Origin of the sequence: Burkholderia sp. b14 (assembly GCF_900156195.1) — a bacterium.
Taxonomy (GTDB): Bacteria; Pseudomonadota; Gammaproteobacteria; order Burkholderiales; family Burkholderiaceae; genus Mycetohabitans.
Genome location: NZ_FTPJ01000003.1, coordinates 1,062,666 through 1,081,799 on the forward strand (window position 1 = coordinate 1,062,666; position 19,134 = coordinate 1,081,799).

At 62.1% G+C, this 19,134-nt stretch carries 17 protein-coding genes and 7 pseudogenes; 12 read left to right on the top strand and 12 right to left on the bottom strand.

Going from position 1 to position 19,134, the window contains the following annotated elements:
• Positions 1 to 2 precede the first annotated feature (2 nt).
• A pseudogene (locus B0B13_RS19325) lies at positions 3 to 221 on the top strand (NAD(P)-dependent oxidoreductase); the annotation flags it as partial.
• Here B0B13_RS19325 and B0B13_RS19330 read toward each other — a convergent pair.
• The 5 genes and pseudogenes from B0B13_RS19330 to B0B13_RS09155 form a co-directional block, all read right to left on the bottom strand.
• A pseudogene (locus B0B13_RS19330) lies at positions 209 to 355 on the bottom strand (ABC transporter permease); the annotation flags it as partial. The pseudogenes B0B13_RS19325 and B0B13_RS19330 overlap by 13 nt on opposite strands.
• Positions 319 to 954 carry a DUF4126 domain-containing protein gene (locus tag B0B13_RS09140; RefSeq protein WP_076797246.1) on the bottom strand — a complete coding sequence of 212 codons (636 nt, stop codon included), beginning with the start codon at positions 952 to 954 and terminating at the stop codon, positions 319 to 321. The pseudogene B0B13_RS19330 and the gene B0B13_RS09140, both read right to left, overlap by 37 nt.
• A gap of 123 nt (positions 955 to 1,077) precedes the next feature.
• Positions 1,078 to 1,398, bottom strand: coding sequence for a DMT family transporter (locus B0B13_RS09145; protein ID WP_076795875.1), 321 nt, complete (start codon positions 1,396 to 1,398; stop codon positions 1,078 to 1,080).
• A gap of 152 nt (positions 1,399 to 1,550) precedes the next feature.
• On the bottom strand, positions 1,551 to 2,249 hold the full coding sequence (gene kdpE / locus B0B13_RS09150; protein WP_076795878.1) for a two-component system response regulator KdpE: 699 nt from the start codon (positions 2,247 to 2,249) through the stop codon (positions 1,551 to 1,553).
• Complete coding sequence (locus B0B13_RS09155) at positions 2,246 to 5,050, bottom strand: DUF4118 domain-containing protein (RefSeq protein WP_076797247.1); 2,805 nt, start codon at positions 5,048 to 5,050, stop codon at positions 2,246 to 2,248. The genes kdpE and B0B13_RS09155 overlap by 4 nt, the downstream gene beginning before the upstream one ends.
• Positions 5,051 to 5,390: 340 nt before the next feature.
• Here B0B13_RS09155 and B0B13_RS09160 point away from each other — a divergent pair, with 340 nt between their 5' ends.
• Positions 5,391 to 6,743, top strand: a complete 1,353-nt coding sequence (locus tag B0B13_RS09160) for an F-box protein (protein WP_076795881.1) — start codon at positions 5,391 to 5,393, stop codon at positions 6,741 to 6,743.
• Positions 6,744 to 6,801: 58 nt separating this feature from the next.
• On the opposite strand, the pseudogene B0B13_RS09165 reads toward B0B13_RS09160, so the two are convergent.
• The 3 genes and pseudogenes from B0B13_RS09165 to B0B13_RS09175 all read right to left on the bottom strand — a co-directional run.
• Positions 6,802 to 7,158: pseudogene (locus B0B13_RS09165) on the bottom strand (alcohol dehydrogenase catalytic domain-containing protein); the annotation flags it as partial.
• 65 nt (positions 7,159 to 7,223) lie between these two features.
• On the bottom strand, positions 7,224 to 7,613 hold the full coding sequence (locus B0B13_RS09170; protein WP_076795884.1) for a methylglyoxal synthase: 390 nt from the start codon (positions 7,611 to 7,613) through the stop codon (positions 7,224 to 7,226).
• Between the two features lie 51 nt (positions 7,614 to 7,664).
• Positions 7,665 to 7,892 (bottom strand): annotated as a pseudogene (locus tag B0B13_RS09175) (SDR family oxidoreductase); the annotation flags it as partial.
• Between the two features lie 124 nt (positions 7,893 to 8,016).
• Here B0B13_RS09175 and upp point away from each other — a divergent pair.
• The 9 genes from upp to rng all read left to right on the top strand — a co-directional run bounded on the left by upp (position 8,017) and on the right by rng (position 15,981).
• A complete protein-coding gene (gene upp / locus B0B13_RS09180; RefSeq protein WP_076786379.1) occupies positions 8,017 to 8,667 on the top strand; it encodes a uracil phosphoribosyltransferase in 651 nt (216 codons plus the stop codon).
• 336 nt (positions 8,668 to 9,003) lie between these two features.
• Positions 9,004 to 9,729, top strand: coding sequence for a YebC/PmpR family DNA-binding transcriptional regulator (locus B0B13_RS09185; protein ID WP_076786374.1), 726 nt, complete (start codon positions 9,004 to 9,006; stop codon positions 9,727 to 9,729).
• 44 nt (positions 9,730 to 9,773) lie between these two features.
• Entirely contained in the window at positions 9,774 to 11,048 is a 1,275-nt protein-coding gene (gene purD / locus B0B13_RS09190) for a phosphoribosylamine--glycine ligase (protein WP_076786372.1), read from the top strand.
• Positions 11,049 to 11,054: 6 nt separating this feature from the next.
• Positions 11,055 to 12,047 carry an oxygen-dependent coproporphyrinogen oxidase gene (hemF, locus tag B0B13_RS09195; RefSeq protein WP_235090709.1) on the top strand — a complete coding sequence of 331 codons (993 nt, stop codon included), beginning with the start codon at positions 11,055 to 11,057 and terminating at the stop codon, positions 12,045 to 12,047.
• A 44-nt stretch (positions 12,048 to 12,091) separates the two neighbouring features.
• A complete protein-coding gene (locus B0B13_RS09200; RefSeq protein ID WP_076797248.1) occupies positions 12,092 to 12,811 on the top strand; it encodes a nicotinate-nucleotide adenylyltransferase in 720 nt (239 codons plus the stop codon).
• Between the two features lie 2 nt (positions 12,812 to 12,813).
• Positions 12,814 to 13,209, top strand: a complete 396-nt coding sequence (rsfS, locus tag B0B13_RS09205) for a ribosome silencing factor (RefSeq protein ID WP_076795886.1) — start codon at positions 12,814 to 12,816, stop codon at positions 13,207 to 13,209.
• A 37-nt stretch (positions 13,210 to 13,246) separates the two neighbouring features.
• On the top strand, positions 13,247 to 13,717 hold the full coding sequence (gene rlmH / locus B0B13_RS09210; RefSeq protein WP_076797249.1) for a 23S rRNA (pseudouridine(1915)-N(3))-methyltransferase RlmH: 471 nt from the start codon (positions 13,247 to 13,249) through the stop codon (positions 13,715 to 13,717).
• Positions 13,718 to 13,794: 77 nt separating this feature from the next.
• Positions 13,795 to 14,508: a Maf family protein gene (locus B0B13_RS09215; protein ID WP_237573949.1), complete on the top strand. Its 714-nt coding sequence runs from the start codon at positions 13,795 to 13,797 to the stop codon at positions 14,506 to 14,508.
• 3 nt (positions 14,509 to 14,511) lie between these two features.
• Positions 14,512 to 15,981 (top strand): ribonuclease G, encoded by a 1,470-nt coding sequence (gene rng / locus B0B13_RS09220; protein WP_076786367.1) that lies wholly within the window; start codon positions 14,512 to 14,514, stop codon positions 15,979 to 15,981.
• 62 nt (positions 15,982 to 16,043) lie between these two features.
• On the opposite strand, the gene B0B13_RS19775 is transcribed toward rng, so the two are convergent.
• Entirely contained in the window at positions 16,044 to 16,181 is a 138-nt protein-coding gene (locus B0B13_RS19775; protein ID WP_076795888.1) for a transposase, read from the bottom strand.
• Between the two features lie 457 nt (positions 16,182 to 16,638).
• Here B0B13_RS19775 and mdtD point away from each other — a divergent pair, with 457 nt between their 5' ends.
• Positions 16,639 to 18,054: a multidrug transporter subunit MdtD gene (gene mdtD / locus B0B13_RS09230; protein WP_076795891.1), complete on the top strand. Its 1,416-nt coding sequence runs from the start codon at positions 16,639 to 16,641 to the stop codon at positions 18,052 to 18,054.
• Positions 18,055 to 18,565: 511 nt separating this feature from the next.
• Here the strand turns inward: mdtD and B0B13_RS19335 are convergent.
• From B0B13_RS19335 to B0B13_RS09240, 3 pseudogenes are all read right to left on the bottom strand, one after another.
• Positions 18,566 to 18,839, bottom strand: a pseudogene (locus B0B13_RS19335) (IS3 family transposase); the annotation flags it as partial.
• Positions 18,828 to 18,938: pseudogene (locus tag B0B13_RS20040) on the bottom strand (IS66 family transposase); the annotation flags it as partial. The pseudogenes B0B13_RS20040 and B0B13_RS19335, both read right to left, overlap by 12 nt.
• Positions 18,939 to 18,946: 8 nt before the next feature.
• Positions 18,947 to 19,132, bottom strand: a pseudogene (locus B0B13_RS09240) (IS3 family transposase); the annotation flags it as partial.
• Between the last annotated feature and the right edge of the window lie 2 nt (positions 19,133 to 19,134).

Sequence of the window (19,134 nt, forward strand, 5' to 3'; positions counted from 1 at the left end):
GCATCGTGGCGCCGTCGTTGCCGCTGGCCAACATGGATGTCGAGCGGCTGCGGCGGATGTTCAAAACCAACGCGCTCGACACTGATCTCTGCGCGCGAAGCGGCTCACCGCATGAGGACGGATCGCGGCAAGCGCGGCGGCGCGATCATCGACTTGTCTCCGGCTGCCGGTTAGGATCGCCAAACGAGTATGTCGACTATGCCGGTTCCAAAGAAGGGATCGTCGCGGTATCGGCCGTGGCGAGGCCAAGCGAGCGAGCATGCGACGCGAATAGCGGCTCAACGGGATGATCTGCCCGCACGACGAAATCGGCGCCGATCATTTGCCGCGCGGCACGCGCGCCGCCAACGGCGAGAGCTGACGGCGCACCGGCACCATGTCCGTCGCCATGCCGCGAAAACCGAGCTGCACGCCGTGCCACAACGGCGGCAACGCATACGCGGCAAGCGCCAGGAACACCAGCATGCCCAGCAGGAACAGCCCCGGCATGAACAACGCGAGCAACAATCCAAGGACGGCGATCGTGTCCTCCACAAACGACACGACCCAGGTCGACGGCGGCTGCTGCGCGAGATTAATTAACGCGCGGGCGCCAGCCTTGACCAGGTGCGCAGTGCCGGCGATCGCCGCGCCGGCCAACGCCGCCGCCGCCAAAACGCGCGGATCGGCATGGCCGGCCGCGCCATAGGCGAGCATCGCGCCGGCCGGGATGCGAATCAGCGTGTGCAGCGCGTCCCACAGCGAGTCGACGGCGGGCACCTTGTCGGCCAGGAATTCGGCAATCGCCAACAGCGCTGCGGCACCGATGATCCACGGCGAACCCAGCAGCGACAACGCATCGGGAAGACGCACGACGTCGAACGACGCGAGCAGGCCGGTCAACAGAACCGTCAGGTACAAGCGCAGCCCGCTTGCCCACGCAAGCCCGGTTGCCAGAGAAAGGGCGTAGAGCATTAACGCCTCCTTGCGCGCCCCCGCGCGCACCGGCAAGGGCCAGTGCAGCGCGCGCCGCAAGCGTCAGTGTTGGATAAACCCGAAACCATTATAGCGACAGTCGCCGCGCGAGCGCCGCCTCGCTCAATGGCCGGACGTGAGCTTCAAGCCGATCAGCCCGGCCAGGATCAGGACTGCACTGCCCGCCCGGGCCGGCGTCAGCGCCTCGCCCATTATCACGATGCCGAACACGAATGCGCCCAGCGCGCCGATGCCGGTCCACACCGCATACGCGGTGCCCAGCGGTAACTGTTTCATCGCCAGTGCCAACAAACCGAAGCTGATCAGCGCCGTCACCAGTGTGAAGATCGACCAGCCAGGCCGGGAAAAGCCTTCCGAGCTTTTCAGGCCGGCAGCCCATGCCACTTCGAGCAGGCCCGCCATCACCAGAAAGATCCACGCCATCGGCTACAACCTTGACGAAATGGGGTCGTCCCCGATACGAACCGTAGCGCGCGGGCCGTCCCGCACAACGGGTTGCATCGATTCTATCAAAGTGCCGGGCGCGCTGCCGAGCGTGGCCGTGCCGCGACCCAGCGCCACACCCGGTGAAGCTGCTACTGCACGCCGGCGAGCCGGTATCCGACACCCGTCTCGGTCACGATATGCTCGGGCTGCGCAGGATCGCGCTCCAGCTTCTGTCGTAAATGCCCCATGTAGATGCGCAAGTAATGATGGCTCTCCACATGGGAAGGCCCCCAGACGTCGCGCAGCAATTGGCGGTGCGTCAACACGCGGCCGGCATGACGCACCAGCGTGACCAGGAGCCGGTATTCGATCGGCGTCAGATGCACCACCTCGCCATCCCGGGTCACGCGGCGTGCGGTCAGGTCCACGACGATGCCGCCGAACTGTACTTGCGGCGTGTCGTCTTGGCCCCCGCGATTGCGCCGGCGCAACTGCGCGCGGATCCGCGCCAGCAGCTCCGACACGCCGAACGGCTTGGTCAGGTAGTCGTCCGCCCCCGCATCCAGCGCGGCCACTTTCTGCTCCTCCTGACTACGAGCGGATAACACGATGATCGGCAGATCGGTCCATCCGCGCAATTCGCGGATCACGTCCAGGCCGTCGATATCGGGCAGGCCCAGGTCCACGATCACCAGATCCGCCCGGCGCGTGGCAGCCTCGACCAGCCCCTGCCGACCCGTGTCCGCGTCGAATACCGCCATGCCCTGCGCTTGCAGCGAGGTGCCCACGAAACGGCGGATTTGCTTTTCGTCCTCGATCAGGACAATCGTCACGTTCGATTCGCTCATGATTTCGGTGTGATCTCGTCAACCGCATGCCCGCTGCGCGCTGCGTCGGCATCCTGTTCCAGCGCTTCGCTGCCGCCCGGAGGTACCTCATCGGCCGGCAACATGAACCAGAAGCGCGCCCCCAGCACGCGGCCTTGCGCATCAACGCGGTTTTCCGCGCCTATTCGACCGCCGTGAGCGTCGACGATGGCCCGGCAGATCGCCAACCCGAGGCCGATGCCGGGCTTGGCCGATTCCTTTTCGCCACGCGTAAACTTGTCGAACACGCGCGCTTCCACGCCCGGCGGCAGACCGGGGCCGCTGTCCTCGACCGCCACTTTGACATAGCGGCGCGCGCCGTCCTCGACCACACCCGCATCAATCAATAATGGCGCGCCGGCCGGCGTGTACTTCGCGGCATTCTCGAACAGGTTGGCGAACAAATGCTCTATCAGCACCGGATCGAGCCGCAGCAGCGGCAGCTCGGCCGGCACGCGCGCGTGCACCGGATGGGCGGCCAAGCTCCGGCGGCATGCGGCGAGTGCGGCGCCCACCATTTCCTCGAGCATCAACCACTGGCGGTTGAGCCGGACCGCGCCGGCCTGCAACCGGGCCATATCCAACAAGTTGGTCACCAAACGCGTCATGCGCAGCGCTTCCTCGTGGATTGCCTCGATCAGGTCGCGCTCGGCCTGCGGCCGAGGCGGCGCACCACCGCCCTGCTGCTCGGCGAGCATCGACGCAAAGCCGACGATGGCCGTCAGCGGCGTGCGCAGGTCGTGCGAAATGGCCGACAACAGCGAGTTGCGCAACCGCTCGGACTCCATGCTGACCAGCGCGTCCTGCGCGATCTCGACGTAGTGCACGCGCTCCAGCGCTAGGGCGATCTGCGCGGCGAATGTATCGATCATACGACGCTGCTCGGGCACCGCCAGGTCCTCAAAGCGCGCCGCCACCAGTGCCAACACGCCGCGCGTGCGCATCGGCGCCTTTAGCGGCAGATAGAGTGCGTCGGCGGCCGGCAACGTGTCGGTACCGTGTCCAGCTGGCTTTTGCTGGTCGTAAACCCATTGCGCGATATCAGTATCGAGTGCCGATGGCTGCAGCATAATCGCCGGATCCGGCTCCTCGACCTTCTGCCTGACTTTGTCGTTGCTGTCCGGCAATAAGATTGACACGTGCGCCTGAAACACTTCCGCGACATGCCGCATGCCGATTTCGATGATCTGGCCGGTGGCAAGCGCCGCACCCAACTCTCGCGTCATCGCGTACATCGCGCTGGTGCGCCGCTCGCGCAGCGTCGCGATACGCGCCTGCCGGCGCAGACTCGACGTCAAATGGCTGATCGTCAGCGACGTGAGCAGCATCACGGCGAACGTCAACAGGTATTGCGTGTCGGACACCGACAGCGATATACGCGGTGGCACGAAGAAAAAGTCGAACGACGCGACGCTGAGAAACGACATCAGCACACCCGGACCGCGCCCCAGCCTTGCGGCGGCAAAGATCACACCGAGCAGGTACAGCATAGCTAGATTCGCCAGATCGATCCGGCGCAGCAGTTCGGTCGCCACCACCGTGATGCCGGCACTGATCGCCGCCGCATACGCGTAGTGACGCAACGTCGAGCGGCGCTCGTCACCCAGCGACGACGCGAAGCTGCGCACGTCGCCGCGTGCACCACGCCGCTCATGCGCGCGGCCAGCGCCCACCAGCGTCACGTCGATGTCGGACGCTGATTGCAGCAACCGCTCACCGACTGACGGAGCAAGCCAGCGTCGCGTGCGCGGCATGCCGGCGACGAGCCTAGACACGTTGCGCATCCTCGCATAAGCCAGCAGCGTGCGGGCCGCGTCGGACCCATCCAGTGTCACCGTTTCGGCGCCGAGTTCGGCGGCCAATTTCAACGCATCGAGTGTGCGCTTTCGGACGGTGTCCGGCAGCCGTTGCAGCTTCGGCGTCTCGACATAGACCGCCAGCCAATCCGCCTTTAAGGTCGCCGCGAGCCGCGCAGCCGCGCGCACCAGCGTCGCGCTCTCTGAGCCCGGGCCGATACACACGATAATCCGCTCGCGCGCGTGCCAGACACGCTCAATCGACTGATCCGCGCGATACTCGCGCATCTGCGCATCCACCCGATCCGCGGTGCGTCGCAACGCCAGTTCCCGCAACGCAATCAGGTTGCCCTTACGAAAGAAATGGCGTACCGCGTGCTCTGCCTGCTGTGGCAGATAGACCTTGCCATCGCGCAGGCGCGCGAGCAGTTCGTCCGCGGGCAGATCCACCAGCGTGACCTCGTCCGCCAGATCGAATATTCGGTCCGGAATCGTTTCCCATACACGAATGCCAGTGATCTGGCCAACCACATCGTTCAGGCTTTCGAGATGCTGGACGTTAAGCGTCGTGTAGACGTCGATCCCAGCATCCAGCAGTTCCTGCACATCCTGCCAACGCTTCAGGTGGCGTGCGCCGGGCACGTTCGAATGCGCAAGCTCATCGACCAGGATCAACTGCGGCCTGCGTGCCAGCGCCGCGTTCAGGTCGAATTCCGGCAACACCTTGCCGCGATACGGATAACGGGCAGCAGGAATCGACGGCATTCCATCGAGCAGCGCCACGGTTTCCCTGCGTCCGTGGGTTTCCGCCACGCCGACCACGACGTCGACGCCTTCGTCGCGGCATCGCCGTGCCGCCTGCAGCATCGCGAACGTCTTGCCCACGCCCGCCGATGCACCGAAAAAAATTTTCAGCTTGCCGCGCTGTTTTTTTTCCTCCTCGCGTTGCAGCTTATTGAGCAATTCGTCAGGGTCGGGGCGTTCCATTCGCGTATTGAAAGTCCAAAGCAGGCCGCGCCTGCGCGCGGGCTCCGGTATGCCCGAGCCCGAGAACCGGAGACGATCTTTCACGCGAAGCCAGCCCGGCACAAGCGTGGTTGCATAACGCACGCGTGCCCAAAAACGCATCAAAGGTGAAGCAGGCGGCGCAAAATCATGTCAGTGTACGCTCACATATGATTGATATGCCCATCTCATCCGCCAAGTCCTGTCTGCTTATCAACGGCCACAGACACACACGGCGGCCGTTGCGGTTGAATCAAGGCTCACCGTTTATAGACGGCCCCCCCGCGAGCCCATCGCGACTGCCCGGTACTAGGAGAGATAAATGGACACCGATGCAAACGTTTCGGTTGCAGCCCTTGAAGCCGCTTTATCCGTGACACGAGAGGAACGACAGCATCAACCGATGCACGAACCCGGGCCGGCGTCACTGATTCATGCACGCTTGCAGCCCCGCGCGGGTGTAGCAGGTACGCGAGCCGCCACCTATTGCGACTTGCCCGACGAGTTGATCATCCAAATCGGCCGGTATCTGGACACCCGCGACCTTTGCCACCTGTCGATGGTCGAGCGGCGCACCCATGCCGTATTGCGCGAGCAGGCCCTATCCAAGCGCCATGCCGACCAAGCCAAAACCGTAGTCAGCGCCGCTGACGTACAAGCGCTAGTGGCACAGCTCGAGCATGATATCGTCGAGCGGCCTGGGCTGCGCGTCACCCCAATTTTGACACTGTTGGCGCAACTGCTGCGCCAAAGGTTTCCCAAGCGCGAGCAAGCAGCAGCCTTCGAATCGGTATTCACCGCTGCCGCGGGACTGCCTACCGCAAGTTATGCGGTCGTCAGTAGGGCCGTGGTTACCACGTTGAAATACCTCGATCCAAGCGTTCGCGCCAACGCGTACGAATTCTGTCACGCGCATGTGTGGCAGCGCCATCCGAGACCGTCGCACTATGGGTCCGCCCTCGCATCACAATTGCACGTACTGCCGCGCGAACGGTTCATCCAGCGATACGATGAACTCGTTGCATGGATCCCGCAGCTTGACACGGCCGAGCGGACGACGCTGATCAGTGCGCTCGCGGTCCAGTTGCCGGCATTCGTGTACGGATTCAATGTACGCGATGCAGCGACGCTACATCGAGCCACGCAATGGTACCGCACGTTGCGGCAAGCGCTGTTGGACCTTCCACCGTCCGACCAGGGCAAGGCGGTGGCGGCACTGTGTGTCGCCCTGCCTGCGTTGGGCCATCAGACAAGTATCACGGAATATGGGCAGATTCGACAGATCGCGATGTCGCTACCGCAACCGGCGATGGCCGAAGCGTGGCTTGGGCTGCTCCGGGCATTGCCGATGTTTCCGGCGGAACTGCAGCCGGCACAGTTGTACTCCCTGTACGCGATGATCGAGCGCTGGCCGTCGCAGTACTCTGCTTTCGCCGCGCAGACGCTGCTGGAAAGCGTCCCGGCGTTGCACGTCGACACGCGAGCGGCGGCCTGGCACAAGGCAATCATGCTGCTACCGCTCAACACGAGCGAGCGAGAGGAGGATGTCATCCAGCATGCGCTCGACCAGATCGCGTTCCTGCGCGCCGATGAACGCAGTGCGGCACACGCCGCGATCGCACGCCTCATCGACGCCGGTGACAATGCCGATATGGCGCTAGGGCAGCAAGATTGATGAGCCGGTCGTGCGCCGGCCCTCCAGATCCCGATGTGCATCGGCCGCGTCGCACAACGCGCCGAAGCAGGTACTGCGCCGCCATGCCTTGCAGCATCATGGCGGCCCCTTGCTCGTACGAGATCGACTGCGGCAGCTTGACCACGCTGGAGGCGGCGATCACACGCTCCTGCGCATAGGCGCCAGGCGGGCGCGTCGCATAAGCGATACGTTCACCCGGCGCGAAATCGGTGACGCCGGGGCCGACGTCGACCACTTCGCCAGCGGCCTCCATGCCCAGGCCCGCGGGCAGCGGCTGCGGGTACAGGCCGGTGCGAGAATATACATCGATGAAGTTCAGACCGACCGCGTGGTGGCGCACGCGGATCTCGCCCACGCCGGGTGCCGGCACGTCGACGTCAACCCACTGCAGCACCTACGGTCCGCCGGTGCGCTTAAAACGAATGGCTTTGGTCATCGTGGCTCCGGTGGCAAATCGATTCAGGCCGGCGCATCCAGCCGCTGCGCGAGCCGCTCAAGGATCATCCGCGCCGTGGACATGTTTGTCGCGCACGGCACGTTGTGCACGTCGCATGCGCGCACGAGCGCGTTGATATCCGGCTCATGCGGCTGCGGCGTCATCGGGTCGCGCAGGAAAATCACTATGTCGATGCGACCTTCGGCCAGCTCCGCGCCGATCTGCAAGTCGCCCCCATGCGGGCCCGACAGCTTGCACTGCACCGGCAAGCCATGCCGGTGCGCGATGCGTGAGCCGGTCGTGCCCGTTGCCACAAGCTCGCAGCGACTGAGCACGTGCACATATTCGCCGCACAGCGTGACGATGTCGTCTTTCTTGTGATCGTGCGCGATCAACGCGATACGGGTGGTCATGGGCGCTGTCCTCCGGTGGATGCTTCGAACGGGATCGGCGATGCGTACGCGTTAGAACGTGCCAGGGTACGCGCCGCCGTCGATTAGCAGGTTCTGGCCCGTGATATACGACGCGTGCGCGCTGCACAGAAAGGCGCAGGCCGCGCCGAACTCCGCGCTGTCGCCGAAGCGGCCGGCCGGCATCGCCCTCTCCCGCTGGCTCCGGAACGCGGGCGGGTCGATGCCCTGCGCGGCGGCCGGCGCGTCAAGCGTATGCCAAGCGCTGATTGTATTGGAATCGGCTGTATCGCGTTGACACGCACCACCGCATTGACGATCACCTTGGGATTGGCACCAATATTTGGGTAAACTGAATTGGTATGACGCTTCGCCGTCGTCCGCGCCACGCCACCCTCCCGCCGCCATGAAACAAGACAGCCGATTCCCGAACCTCTTCATCCTCAATCACCCGCTAATTCAGCACAAGCTCTCGCACATGCGCGACCGGGATACCTCCACGCGCACCTTCCGCGAGCTGCTGCGGGAAATCACGCTGCTGATGGGCTATGAGATCACCCGCGATCTGCCGCTGACCACGCGCCGCATCGCCACGCCGCTGGTCGAAATCGACGCACCGGTGATCGCCGGGCGCAAGCTGGCGATCGTGCCGGTGCTGCGCGCCGGCGTGGGCATGTCCGATGGGCTGCTGGAGTTGATTCCGTCGGCACGCGTTGGCCATATCGGCGTATACCGAGCAGACGATCATCGTCCGGTCGAATACCTGGTGCGGCTGCCCGACCTGGAGGAGCGCACGTTCATCCTGTGCGACCCAATGGTGGCGACCGGCTATTCGGCGGTGTACGCGGTCGACGTGCTGAAGCGCCGTGGCGTGCGGGGCGCCAATATCCTGTTCCTCTCCCTCGTTGCGGCTCCTGAAGGAGTGCAGGTATTCACGCACGTGCACCCCGACGTGAAATTGTATGTCGCAGCGCTGGACTCACACTTGGACGAGCACGCGTACATCGTGCCGGGCCTAGGCGACGCGGGCGACCGGCTGTTCGGCACCAAGAATTAGGGACCGGCACCGCACGGCCTAGGCCGGAGAGGGCCGAGGAGCGGGCGGGGAGCAGAGCCGGAGGGCAGGCGGGGAAGCAGATCACGGCATGGGGTCGGAAGCCACATTGCGGCCGCACGGCTTGTAGGCGTAGCCGGCATGCTAAAATTGCGCCTTTCCGTCGAACGCCCTTGCCGCGTCGCCCTTCGCGCGCGAACGCGACGCGCGCACGGCGGACAGCAGGGCGCGCGACGTACGCTGTCGTCCCGATGGCGCCGCGCGCCAGGGACTTCGCCACGACACATCGATATTGGAATGAATGATGCGCGCGTTGCATGCGCGGTCGGAGAAACCATCATGGCTGGTCACTCGAAATGGGCCAACATCAAGCATAAGAAAGCCGCGGCAGATGCCAAGCGCGGCAAGGTCTGGACGCGGTTGATCAAGGAAATCACCGTGGCGGCGCGGCTGGGCGGCAGCGATGCCGGATCGAACCCGCGCCTGCGGCTGGCGATCGACAAGGCAACGGACGCCAACATGCCAAAGGACAATGTTAATCGCGCGATCCAGCGCGGCGTAGGTGGCGTCGAAGGCGCGAATTATGAGGAAATCCGCTACGAGGGGTACGGCATCGGCGGTGCAGCGATCATCGTCGACACGATGACCGACAACCGCACGCGCACCGTCGCCGAAGTGCGCCACGCGTTCTCCAAGCACGGCGGCAATCTAGGCACCGACGGCTCAGTCGCATTCCTGTTCGCCCATGTCGGTCAGTTCCTGTTCGCGCCTGGCACGCCAGAGGACAAACTGATGGAGGCGGCGCTTGAGGCCGGCGCCGACGACGTGACGACCAATGACGACGGCAGCATCGAGGTAGTGTGCTCGCCGAACGATTTCGCACAGGTCAAAGCCGCGCTCGAGGCCGCAGGCTTCAAGGCAGAACTCGCCGAGGTCACGATGAAACCACAAACCGAGGTGGAGTTCACGGGCGACGATGCAGTCAAGATGCAAAAGCTGCTCGATGCGCTGGAAAACCTCGACGATGTGCAGGAGGTTTACACGAACGCGGTCATCGCCGACTAGTCACGGCTCGCGCAGAAGATTTTTTGGCTTTTTCGAGGATATCCATGAAGGTATTGGTCGTCGGCTCCGGCGGTCGCGAACACGCACTCGGGTGGAAGCTCGCCCAATCGCCGCGCGTCACCGCGGTCTACGTGGCGCCGGGCAATGGTGGCACGGCGCTGCAGGAGCGCCTGCACAACGTCGATATCACCGACCTGCACGCATTGGCCGACTTCGCCGAGCGCGAGCAGGTCGCATTCACCGTGGTCGGGCCCGAAGCACCACTCGCGGCAGGCATCGTCAACCTGTTCCGCTCGCGCGGCCTGAAGATCTTCGGGCCGACTCGCGAGGCGGCGCAGCTTGAAAGCTCGAAGGATTTCGCTAAGGCGTTCATGAAGCGCCACGGCATTCCGACCGCCGAATACGAGACGTTCTCCGACGCGGCGGCGGCGCACGCGTACGCCGAGGCAAAGGGCGCACCAATCGTGATCAAGGCGGATGGACTCGCGGCCGGTAAAGGCGTAGTGGTGGCGCAAACGCTGGATGAAGCGCACCGCGCGATCGAGATGATGCTCGCCGACAACAAACTCGGCGACGCGGGCGCGCGCGTGGTCATCGAGGAATACCTGCAAGGCGAAGAAGCCAGCTTCATCGTGATGGTCGACGGCAAGCACGTGCTCGCGCTGGCGTCGAGCCAGGACCACAAGCGGTTGCTCGACGGTGACCAAGGTCCAAACACCGGCGGCATGGGAGCCTACTCACCGGCACCGATCGTCACGCCGCAATTGCATGCGCGCGTGATGCGCGAGATCATCCTGCCAACCGTGCGCGGCATGGAGCACGAGGGCCTGCGCTATACCGGCTTCCTGTATGCTGGGTTAATGATCGACGCACAGGGTAACCCGAAGACACTCGAGTTCAATTGCCGGATGGGCGACCCGGAGACGCAGCCGATCATGGCGCGGCTCAAGGGCGACTTCGCCCGTGTCGTCGAGCATGCGCTCGCCGGCATGCTCGACACGGTCGAACTCGAATGGGATCGGCGCACGGCGCTGGGTGTCGTGCTCGCAGCGCACCAGTATCCTGACGCGACGCGCAAAGGGGACCGCATCGATGGCATTCCGGCGCAGACCGAAACGGCCGTCACATTCCACGCGGGCACCGCGCTAGTCGACGGCAAGCTGGTCACCTCGGGCGGACGCGTGCTGTGCGTGGTTGGGTTGGCCGACTCGGTGCGCGAGGCACAGTCGATCGCCTATGAGACAATCCATCATATTCAATTCGATGGCATGCAGTATCGCCGCGACATTGGTCACCGCGCCCTGAACCGCAAGCACTGATCCGCAATGAGCCGTCCGTTCGACCCAGCCACCCCGTCCTCCGTTCCGGCTTCGGCCAGCGCGCCAGCGCGCGGCACAGCCCCCGGGCTCGGCGATCTGGCACCGGTGCGCAACTATTTGCTCGCGCTGCAGCGCCATATCGCCGATACGTTGGGCCAACTCGACGGCAAGCCATTCGACACGCATACGTGGCGCCGTGAACCGAGTGACAAGCTCCAAGGAGACGGCTGCTCGCGCGTGATCGAGGACGGCGAATGCTTCGAGCGCGGCGTGGTCGGTTTCTCGCACGTAAGCGGCGCCGCATTGCCTCCGTCGGCCAGTGCCGCCCGCCCGCAACTGGCCGGGCGCAGCTTCGAGGCGATGGGGGTGTCGCTGGTGCTCCATCCGCGCAATCCCTATTGCCCGACCGTGCACATGAATGTGCGGCTGTTCGTCACGACCCACCCGGACGAAGCGCCGGTGTTCTGGTACGGTGGCGGCATGGACCTGACGCCGTACTACGGGTTCGAGGAGGACGCGCGGCATTTCCATTTGACGTGCCGCGACGCGCTGGCTCCGTTCGGCGACGAGTGGTATCCGCGCTTCAAGCGGTGGTGCGACGAGTATTTCTACTTGAAGCACCGTGGAGAGCCACGCGGCATTGGCGGCATTTTTTACGATGACATAGCGGAGTTAGGCTTTGCGCGCGGCTTCGAGATGACGCGCAACGTCGGAGACGGCCTGCTCGCCGCCTATCTGCCGATCATCGAGCGGCGGCGCGTGATGCCTTATGGTGAGCGCGAACGGGATTTCCAGGCCTACCGGCGCGGCCGCTACGTCGAGTTCAATCTCGTCTTCGACCGCGGCACGCTGTTCGGCCTGCAAAGTGGCGGGCGGACCGAGTCCATTATGATGTCGATGCCCCCGGTAGCGAAATGGCGCTACGATTGGCATCCGGACGCCGGCTCGCCTGAGGCCCAGCTGTATCGCGATTTCCTGGTCGTGCGCGACTGGATCTGAAGCGCGGCGGCCGCCACCCGATCGCATTGCTTAAGGACGCAGACCTGAGTTCGCCGAACCCATCATCGCCGGACGCCATTGATACGCCCGCCGCGCCCCTTCTGCCTACACGGATCGGCATCCTGGGCGGCACGTTCGACCCGATCCACGTCGGCCACCTAGCGCTCGCGCGCCGGTTTGCCGAATGGCTTGGGTTGACCGAACTTGTGCTGCTGCCAGCGGGGCAACCGTGGCAAAAGAGCGACGTATCGTGCGCGCGGCATCGGCTCGCGATGACTCGCCTGGCGGCGGCGTCGCTGATGCTACCCGCCACGCGGGTGAGCGTCGCGACCGATGAAATCGATCATCCCGGCCCGACGTACACGACTGAGACGCTGGCCGCATGGCGCGCGCGCCACGGCGCGGCGGCGTCGTTGACGCTATTGATTGGGGCCGACCAACTGGTCCGCCTGCATACGTGGAAAAACTGGCGCCGATTATTCGAATTCGCCCATGTTGGTGTCGCGACGCGTCCCGGATTCGACCTATCGCAGGCGGATGCCACGGTGCTTGACGAAATCGAGCGCCGCAGCGCGTCGGCCGACACACTGCGTGCGACGACTCACGGCCATGTCCTGCTCGATACCACGCTGTCACTGGACGTCTCGGCCACGAACGTGCGGCGGTTGCTACGTGAACGGGCGTGTGGCCACCTTGAGGCAGTCGCCAGCGTGCCGGACGCGGTCTGGCAGTACATCCGTCAACATCATCTGTATCAGACATAAACATGGATATCCGCAAATTGCAACGCGTTATCATCGACGCACTCGAGGACGTCAAGGCGCAGGACATCCGCGTCTTTAACACCAGCCACCTGACCGAACTATTCGACCGCGTGGTCGTTGCAAGCGGCACCTCGAACCGGCAAACCAAGGCGTTGGCCAACAGTGTGCGCGAAAAGGTCAAAGCGAGCGGCGGTGACATCGTCAGCACCGAAGGCGAGGACACCGGCGAATGGGTGCTGGTCGACTGCGGCGACGCGGTCGTGCACATTATGCAGCCCGCGCTGCGTCAATACTATCGACTCGAGGAAATCTGGGGAGACAAGCCGGTGCGCATGAAGCTTGGCGGCCAGGCCGGCACGCAAGACAGCGGCCCAGTCGCGCCGGGCCTGGCGACGTGACATGTATGGCGGCGGCAGCCGCGCCCAAGCCATTGGCATGAAGCTCCATATTGTCGCAGTCGGACACCGAATGCCGGACTGGGTTGCGCGCGGCTTTGACGAATACGCGAAGCGCATGCCGCCCGAACTGCGCATTGAATTGCGCGAGATCAAGCCGGAACAACGGGCATCGGCACGCGCCGCAACAAGCGCGATGGCGGCCGAGCGTACCCGCATCGAGGCGGCGCTGCCCAAGGGCGCGCGACTCATTGCGTTGGACGAACATGGCCTTGACTGGACCACGATGCAGCTGGCACAGCAACTGCCGCGTTGGCAGCAAGACGGCCGCGATGTGGCCTTCGTCATCGGCGGCGCGGACGGGTTGGATCCGGCTATCAAGGCACAGGCCGATCTACTGCTGCGACTCTCCAGCCTGACGCTGCCCCACGCCATGGTCCGCGTGCTGCTGGCGGAGCAGCTTTACCGCGCGTGGAGCATCACGCAAAATCATCCTTATCATCGGGCGTAGCGGTAACGTCTGACGTGTCCGCTTGCCAACCACCCGGGCCGCCGGCGAGCGGCACGGCCCTTCTCGTCCAGGTAATCATGTCCACTCCATCATCGCTCGATCCGGCGGCGTCCAGCCCGTTGACACACAAGGCATCCGGCGCAAACAGTGCCTGCCCTGTCACGCCGCGCCATTCGTTTATTTATCTTGCGTCGCAAAGCCCCCGTCGTCGGGCGCTGCTGGAGCAGATCGGCGTGCGCTTCGAATTGCTGCTCGCACAAGAGCACGAAGATGCCGAGGCACTGGAAGCCGAACGGCCGGGCGAATCTCCCCAGGACTACGTTGTACGCGTGACGCTGGCCAAGGCAACGGCCGCTGGTGCACGCCGGAACCGACTGCTGGCCCGACAACGCGATGCAACGCCGGCGCCGATTCTCGTGGCCGACACCACTGTGGCGCTCGATGACGAAATCCTCGGCAAGCCGAGCGACGTCGATCACGCGTTGCAGATGCTCAAGCACTTAGCCGGCCGCGAACATCGGGTATTGACCGCCGTCGCACTGGTCGGCGCTGATGCCACTGTCACCAGCGCACTGTCCGTGTCACGCGTGTGGTTTGCCGCGGTGGGCGACGCATCGCTGGCGCGCTACGCGCGTAGCGGCGAGCCCCTCGGCAAGGCAGGCGCCTACGGTATCCAAGGCCGCGCGGCCGAGTTCGTCGAGCGGATCGACGGGTCCTATTCAGGTATCATGGGCTTGCCCCTTTTCGAGACTGCCGCGCTACTACGCGCGGCCCGTGTGGCGTTCCAATAAATCATGAACGAAGAAATCCTGATCAACGTCACCCCACAGGAAACCCGCGTCGCGATCGTCCAGCAAGGCGCGGTACAGGAGCTTCATGTCGAGAGAACGTTGTCGCGCGGTCGCGTCGGCAATATCTATCTCGGCAAGGTCGTGCGCGTGCTGCCCGGCATGCAATCGGCATTCATCGACATCGGGCTCGAGCGCGCCGCGTTCTTGCACGTGGCCGACATCTGGCACCCCCGGCTCGCGTCGGATGCGGCGGTCAGTGCGCCGCAGCAACCGATCGAGAAAATCGTCTTCGAAGGGCAAACGTTGATGGTCCAGGTGGTCAAGGACCCGATCGGCACCAAGGGCGCACGCCTGTCCACGCAGATCAGCATTGCCGGGCGAACGCTTGTCTATTTGCCACAGGAGCCGCACATTGGCATCTCGCAGAAGATCGAAAGCGAGGCGGAACGCGAAGCGGTCCGTGCCCGGCTAACGTCGGTGCTGCCGGCCGACGAAAAAGGCGGTTATATTGTGCGCACGATCGCCGAGGATGCGTCCAGTGAGGCGCTGTCCAACGACGTTGCTTACCTGCGCAAGACATGGGCCACGATCCAAGCGCAGGCGACGCGGATGCCGCCGACGACACTGCTGTACCAGGACCTGAACCTAGCGCAGCGCGTATTGCGCGACTTCGTCAACGACGAGACGACACGGATCCAGGTCGATTCCCGCGAGACATCGCAGATGCTCGTCGAATTCGCCAATGAATTCACGCCGGCTGTCGCCGCTAAGCTGCATCACTATACCGGTGAGCGCCCGTTATTCGATCTGTACAACATCGAAACCGAGATCCTGCGCGCGTTGTCCCGCCGCGTCGACTTGAAGTCCGGTGGCTACCTGATGATCGACCAGACCGAAGCGATGACGACAATCGACGTCAACACGGGGGGCTACGTCGGCGCGCGTAACTTCGACGACACGATCTTCAAGACCAATCTCGAGGCCGCCCATACCATTGCTCGGCAATTGCGGCTGCGCAATCTCGGCGGCATCATTATCATCGACTTCATTGACATGGAGAATGGCGAGCATCGCGATGCGGTGCTTGGCGAGTTGAAAAAGGCACTCAGCCGAGACCGCACACGCGTCACCGTCAACGGCTTCTCGCAGCTCGGTCTGGTCGAGATGACCCGCAAGCGCACGCGCGAATCGCTTGCGCATCTGCTGTGCGAGCCCTGCCCGGTATGCCAAGGCAAGGGACAAGTCAAGACGGCGCGCACGGTATGCTACGACATCCTTCGGGAAATCCTGCGCGAGTCCAGGCAGTTCAATCCCCGCGAGTTTCGCGTCGTTGCCGCGCAGCAGGTGATCGACCTGTTCCTCGAAGAAGAATCGCAGCATCTGGCGATGCTGTGCGACTTCATCGGCAAGCCCGTGTCGCTGCAGGTCGAATCCAATCTGAGCCAGGAACAGTACGACATCGTGTTGATGTAGGGTGACCCGTCAGCGCGAATGCGCCCTCTACTCCGGCGGGACGGTCTTGGCGTCGGAACCATTCAATTCATTGACCTGATCGCCCTTACCCAGTTGCCCAGCGTTCGCTCCGAGACGGCCAGTCTGCGGGCTATCGCGCTTACGCTTTGCCCGCCCTCGAATCGCCGCGCGACCGGCGCCAGGGATTCCTCCGCACACATCTGCCTAGGCAATCTGAAGATTGCTTTTTTCCTTTAGGGCGGCTTCATACACGAACTGCTGCAAGCCAAGTTTCGGCAGCAGCGCATAATAACGACATAGCTCGCACGGCTGCAATGCAGTGCCATTCGTTATGGAAATAAGTCATCCTGCTTATCTCCCATTGATAAGGTATATTTTACTGTCGAAAGCAACCATTAATCAACATCCTCGCACGCCCTCCATTTGATGAGTTATGCATATTTTCCATAGCATTTATAGAGATCGTCCGCGTGGCAAGAACATTACTATGTACCAAAAAAAGCAAATCATGTAGACTATTTGTTCACCCTGAGAGTACGCTTGATAAACAACCGGTCCTGCATACCTTCTCCTGCCATGCAGCATAAACCACAGGATAGAGACAATAGGGATAGAGCGGCCTCGTGTTTTTAAAACCTTGTTGCACAATAAAACCGCATGCAAAGTGAAAAAGCATTGACTGTACTACTGTGGATTGTGGGAATCGGGTTCTTTATGCAGACCCTTGATTCTACTGTGCTGAATACTGCCCTTCCGGAGATAGCGAACAATCTTGGCAGACATCCATTGCATATGCAACCGGTCGTACTCGCTTACTCGTTGGCGATGGTTATGGTCATCCCAGCTTCCGGCTGGCTGGCGGATCGTCTAGGTACACGGTGTATATTTCTCATAGCTGTTGCCCTTTTTACAGTAGGCTCAATCGGTTGTGCCATCTCACGCACCTTGGACGAATTGGTGATGGCACGGGTCGTTCAAGGCTTGGGCGGCGGCATATTGCTGCCCGCTGGACGACTGGCCATTCTAAGAACGCATCCTCCAAGCCAGTACTTGCATGCATTGGGCTTTGTGGCGATACCCGGGCTTCTTGGTTCAGCTCTGGGACCAGCGTTCGGTGGCTGGATCGTATCACTTGCTTCCTGGCGATGGATTTTCTGGGTTAATGTGCCGATTGGCATGACGGTCCTCATAGCCGCTCAGATAGCCATCCCAAATAACAAGCTACCGGCACAGCGCTTTGACCTAAATGGCTATATGCTGTTTGCAGCATGCGTGCTGACGCTTTCATTAGCGCTCAATGGCTTGGCGAACCACCATCTGTCCTTTGCCGTCGTTTTGGTATTGCTGGGAATCAGCTCGGTGACATTGATTGCCTATGGTCGACATGCGGCGCATACGGATCATCCGCTTTTTTCTTTTAGCCTGTTCACGGTACGCACCTACCGCATAGGTCTGCTCGGCAACGGGCTGACACGTATGGGCGGGGATGCGCTACCTTATATGATTCCGTTGCTGTTACAACTAGGCCTTGGTTACGCCCCTTATGAGGCCGGCTTGATGATGCTGTCTATGGCCTTGGCTGCCATGGGGGCCAAGCGGTTTGTTAACCCGCTCATCAAAAACTATGGTTATCGTCGTATCCTGGTTGTTAATAGCTTGCTGATAGCCAGCATAATCGCGAGTTTTTCATTGGTTTCGCCAGAGCAACCGCTTTGGCTTCGTGTAGTCCAGTTGGCTGCTTTTGGTGGGTTTTATTCAATACAGGCGACCGCAATGAGTGCGGCCACACTTAAGGACTTAGTTGGCAGAGGCGCCAGCAGTGGAAATGGTCTATTTGCGACCGTTCAAATGCTCGCGATGAGCCTGGGTGTAACTGTCGCGAGTATTTTATTGGACCTTTTTCAGTCACTGTTCACCATGCAGGAAAGCGATAGCTTATTGCCCGTCTTTAAGGTTACTTTTATTTGCTTCGGGCTTATCACCGCAGGCTCAGCCTACATATTTTGGCGGCTTAGGCCCAATAGAACAGTCAATGCGGCGCCGTGTTGCTCAACGAATAAAAGGGCGTCTTAGACGGATACCAAACGCCCCAAACTTTTCTCCACCAGTCCTTCAGGAAAGGCATGGTCCAACGTCACGATGCGTCATTCTTCGAACGGCTCATCGCCCCGATGCTCCGGCACCTCTGCCCACTCCTCAGGCTGACGCAGAGCAAGCATACCGGCGACGCTCTAAAGAGCGAAGCTTGGATCATTGCTGAAGAGATCAAGAGGCAACACGGCCGGTTGGACAGGATAGACGCCCGCGCGAACCCGTCCAGCCGGGCGCGGACTGCATAGGAACAGCCAAGGGCACAAACATTAAAACAGCAGCATGAGACGTTGATCGCTATAACTATTTTACTGGTCGGCGGCCCCCGTTGTAATTTTTATTTATAGAAGCTGGGTGGGGCAGTTTGGCAGCTCGTCGGACTCGTAATCTAAAGATCGTAGTTTTAAATCCTACTTCGGCGACCAAGAGCCGCAAAAAGCCCAGTTCCGCACCGAATCTGTATTTTAATAGCCTTAACCCTATTTAAAGAATGTTAGAGCTGAAGAAGTGATGCAGCTGCACGTTGCTGAGCCGCGAACCCATTCTTCCCGGATGTCATGGGACTGACGTAACTGCGCATCGAGTGTAGTCGATGCGCGTTGTTAAAGTGGGAGCAGTGGGTCACTTCTTCATTGCAGCACGCCGCGTCGCGAAGTGCCGGCCATGTACGCGTGTGACCTTCAGCGAACTGCAAAAACTTTCGGTTGCGCATTATCTCAGCAATCGCCTCGCCGGCTCAGCGACGAACATATACCATATGCCTTTAACTGCTCCTTGAGCAAGTCGCGCTCGACCTTCGTCACACACAGCTCGCCGCACAACGCGTCGCGCTCGGCAATGAGTGGGGCAAGCTCTTCGGCGGTAATCGATGCGAGTACCCATACCGACCTTTGTGCTGGTCGAAAATCAAGCCAATCCTGGCCTTCTTCAAGCTCGCATATTTATCCGCCATCTGCAGCGCCTTGCGCTGATAATAGAAGGTGCTGCGAGCAAGACCCGTGGCCTTGAGTAAGCCAGCGAGCGGATATTGTTGCCTTAGTTCAAGCACGATTCGGGTTTTTC

Excerpts from the sequence above, each read along its gene's own strand:
- B0B13_RS09140 (WP_076797246.1), bottom strand. The coding sequence starts at position 954 with ATGCTCTACGCCCTTTCTCTGGCAACCGGGCTTGCGTGGGCAAGCGGG.
- B0B13_RS09145 (WP_076795875.1), bottom strand. The coding sequence starts at position 1,398 with ATGGCGTGGATCTTTCTGGTGATGGCGGGCCTGCTCGAAGTGGCATGG.
- kdpE (WP_076795878.1), bottom strand. The coding sequence starts at position 2,249 with ATGAGCGAATCGAACGTGACGATTGTCCTGATCGAGGACGAAAAGCAA.
- B0B13_RS09155 (WP_076797247.1), bottom strand. The coding sequence starts at position 5,050 with ATGGAACGCCCCGACCCTGACGAATTGCTCAATAAGCTGCAACGCGAG.
- B0B13_RS09160 (WP_076795881.1), top strand. The coding sequence starts at position 5,391 with ATGGACACCGATGCAAACGTTTCGGTTGCAGCCCTTGAAGCCGCTTTA.
- B0B13_RS09170 (WP_076795884.1), bottom strand. The coding sequence starts at position 7,613 with ATGACCACCCGTATCGCGTTGATCGCGCACGATCACAAGAAAGACGAC.
- upp (WP_076786379.1), top strand. The coding sequence starts at position 8,017 with ATGAAACAAGACAGCCGATTCCCGAACCTCTTCATCCTCAATCACCCG.
- B0B13_RS09185 (WP_076786374.1), top strand. The coding sequence starts at position 9,004 with ATGGCTGGTCACTCGAAATGGGCCAACATCAAGCATAAGAAAGCCGCG.
- purD (WP_076786372.1), top strand. The coding sequence starts at position 9,774 with ATGAAGGTATTGGTCGTCGGCTCCGGCGGTCGCGAACACGCACTCGGG.
- hemF (WP_235090709.1), top strand. The coding sequence starts at position 11,055 with ATGAGCCGTCCGTTCGACCCAGCCACCCCGTCCTCCGTTCCGGCTTCG.
- rsfS (WP_076795886.1), top strand. The coding sequence starts at position 12,814 with ATGGATATCCGCAAATTGCAACGCGTTATCATCGACGCACTCGAGGAC.
- rlmH (WP_076797249.1), top strand. The coding sequence starts at position 13,247 with ATGAAGCTCCATATTGTCGCAGTCGGACACCGAATGCCGGACTGGGTT.
- B0B13_RS09215 (WP_237573949.1), top strand. The coding sequence starts at position 13,795 with ATGTCCACTCCATCATCGCTCGATCCGGCGGCGTCCAGCCCGTTGACA.
- rng (WP_076786367.1), top strand. The coding sequence starts at position 14,512 with ATGAACGAAGAAATCCTGATCAACGTCACCCCACAGGAAACCCGCGTC.
- B0B13_RS19775 (WP_076795888.1), bottom strand. The coding sequence starts at position 16,181 with ATGTGTGCGGAGGAATCCCTGGCGCCGGTCGCGCGGCGATTCGAGGGC.
- mdtD (WP_076795891.1), top strand. The coding sequence starts at position 16,639 with ATGCAAAGTGAAAAAGCATTGACTGTACTACTGTGGATTGTGGGAATC.